Source organism: Accumulibacter sp., from assembly GCF_032229525.1.
Classification (GTDB): domain Bacteria; phylum Pseudomonadota; class Gammaproteobacteria; order Burkholderiales; family Rhodocyclaceae; genus Accumulibacter.
In genome coordinates, this window is sequence record NZ_JAVTWB010000192.1 from 2,840 (window position 1) to 5,805 (window position 2,966).

Here is a 2,966-nt window from a genome sequence, read left to right on the forward strand (position 1 = left end):
GATCGAACTTCTGAAAACCCTGTAGGTCAAGCAAGGACGGAAATTCCGCGCTGCCTGCTGCCGCGAACAGGCGTCTCGCAACCACCAACGCACGAACCCTGGCGACACCGGAAAGCCCGCCACGGGGTCCGGTTGGCCAGCCACAATACCGTCGGGATCAAATGGCTCACTCCTTCCTCCGTCACCTTCGTCTTTCGCTTTTGCTGGCGGCTTGCTTGCCGCTGCTTTCGGCCTGCGTGTCTTACGGCAAGATCAGCAACGAACCGTTTGCCGCTGCCGAATCCTCGGCGAGGTATTCGCTACAGCAGGCAGTCCATTCCGGCCGTTCCGACGAAGTGACCATGATCCTCGCGTTTTCAGGCGGCGGCACGCGCGCCGCGGCGCTGGCCTATGGTGTGCTGGAAGCGCTGCGCGATACCCGCGTCAGACTGGATGGCCGTTCGCAGCGGTTGCTGGACGAAATCGACACCATCAGTTCGGTTTCCGGTGGCAGCTTCACGGCCGCCTATTTCGGCCTGTATGGCGACAGGATCTTCAGCGATTTCGAGAACGACTTCCTGCGTCAAAACATCTCCGTCAAGCTGATGCAGGGATTGCTCGATCCGGCACTGCTTCTTTCACAACGTGGCCGTACCGAGATGGCGGCCAACTACTACGATGGCAACGTCTTCAAGGGGGCTACCTTTGCCGACCTGCAAGGTCAGGACGGGCCGCTGATCGTGATCAACGCCACCGATCTCGGTCGCGGTGTGCGCTTTTCCTTCCTGCAGGACTATTTCGACCTGCTGTGCTCGGAGCTGTCTTCGTTCCCGGTCGCCAGCGCCGTCACCGCATCATCGGCGGTGCCCGTGGTATTCCATCCGCTGGTGCTCGAGAACCGCATCGGTTGCAGCCCGCGCGCGGAGACCTTCCTGAAAGGCTTGAAAACCCGGGCGGCCGACTCGCCGCAGTTGTCGCAGGTCGTCGATGGACTCAACAGCTATGCGCAGAAACAACAGCGCCGCTATATCCACCTGGTCGACGGCGGCATTACCGACAACCTCGGCTTGCTGGCCATCTACGAAATGATCGAGCTGGCAGGCGGCGCGAGAAACCTGCTCAACTCGTTTGGCGGCGCGCCCACCGAGCGTTTCATTGTCATCTCCGTGAACGCCTCGACCTCACCGCAATACGGCATGGAATTGAGCAGCGCTGCACCATCGATGGCCGACACCATCAATCTGGTGACCGACGTGCAGCTGCATCGTACCAACGCCGCAACGATGGTGCTGCTGAAGGACAGCGTCGAGCGCTGGGCGACGGATCTGTCAAGGCCTGGAAGAGCGGTCGAACCCTATTTCGTCGAGATCGATTTCAAGAGCATTCCGCAAGCCCAGCGCAAGCTCTACCTGAACCAGATACCGACCAGTTTTTCCTTGAAAAAGGAGCAGGTGGATGAGTTGATCGCCGTCGGGCGTGAGTTGCTGCTGAGCAACGCGGAATTCAAGCGCTTCGTCCGCGATCTGGAAGGAAAGCTGCCGCCAATATCGCGGCAGCAACCGCGTCCCGCTTAGCAGCCCGCACATCATCGTTATCCAGCCAACGCGGGGCGTTGCCAGTCACTGGCTAGGCCGTACGATGTGCGTGCAATCACAAGGGGACTCAGCCGGCGCCGCGGCAGGACATCTTGCTTGCAGCGAGATTTTCACGATCCGAAACTGATCGGCGCCAGCTCACTCAGGTGTGCGGCAGGTACGCCAGGCCGGTTTGGGTCAAGCCCACCAGGTCTATGTTGCTGGCGTTGAGGTCGAGTTGGGCGGCGGCGACGGCCAGCGAAGCCTGGGAAAACTGGCCGCTATCGATGGCGTCAGACCAGAAGGTGGATTCGGCTGGAGTGGGGCCATGGCCAAAGAGATTCTGGTACAGCAGGTTTACTTCGTCCGCGTTGGAAAACTGGCCGCCCAGCTTCGCCGTCAGAGCTGCCATCATCAGATCGGGGTAGCTGACGCCGCTGTCGAGCAACGCCAGGCCGATGCCGGCGATGGTCTGGTTGGCGACCGAAGAGGGTCCGAACACCACACCCAGTATCTTGGCCGTTGTGCCGGCATGGCCGTCAACGACGTCCAGCGCGAGATTGCCGTCGGCGAAGCTGAGGCGCTCGATACCGCTCAGGATGTCCGTGCCGTCGGTTCCGGCATTGTCGCGAATGGTATAAGTGTCCGTGCCGGAAACGGTCCGCGTGTACTGGCTGAGCTTTCCGCTGAACACCGCGAGGTCTATGCCGCTGCCGCCATCGAGTGTGTCGTTGCCGGCACCGCCGGTCAGCGTGTCGTTGCCTTCGTAGCCGTATAGCAAATTGTTGTTGCTGTCTCCGGTAATGATGTCACTGACCTTGGAGCCCAATATGTTTTCAATGCTGGATAACGTAAAAGTTGAGGAGTTTGCGCCAGCGGAGATTGAACCTTTGCCTGTGGCAAGATTAACGGTGTATTGAGTGTAGCCATCGACTTCATCCAGATAAAGCGTGTCAGTGCCGTTACCCCCGTTAAAAACATCGTTGCCTGAACCCCCGCCACCAGTACCGCCAAATTTGCCACCGATTGTTCCCAGCATATCGTCACCATCGCCGCCGTTGAGTATCTGGCTGCCTCCCGCAGTTAGCAAGTAGTCATTGCCGTTGGTGCCATTAAGAGTGACGGTGGTGGTGTCGTCGCCAACACCCGTGGTGTTGTCGCCGATTAAAGCAACGGAACCATCAGAAAATTGGAAGTGACTGTTGGATATCTTGTAAATATTCGTTTCATCATAGCCGGGGGTGAAGATCAATGATATTTCCTTCACGCTACCACCATGTTCTATAAGCACACCGCCACCGCCGCCCTTGCCATCATCCGTGTTAACAAAACTCACATCACGGCCCGATATTCCGCCGTCGAAGATCAAAATATCGACAGTTGGGTTGAATGCAAACGAAGCATGATTGGCTA

1 protein-coding gene and 1 pseudogene are annotated in these 2,966 nt (G+C 58.4%); one reads left to right on the top strand and one right to left on the bottom strand.

What is annotated here, in order from left to right; all coding sequences use genetic code 11:
• Positions 1 to 215 precede the first annotated feature (215 nt).
• Entirely contained in the window at positions 216 to 1,553 is a 1,338-nt protein-coding gene (locus RUW20_RS15160) for a patatin-like phospholipase family protein (RefSeq protein ID WP_313953065.1), read from the top strand.
• 163 nt (positions 1,554 to 1,716) lie between these two features.
• On the opposite strand, the pseudogene RUW20_RS15165 reads toward RUW20_RS15160, so the two are convergent.
• Positions 1,717 to 2,966, bottom strand: a pseudogene (locus RUW20_RS15165) (hypothetical protein); the annotation flags it as partial.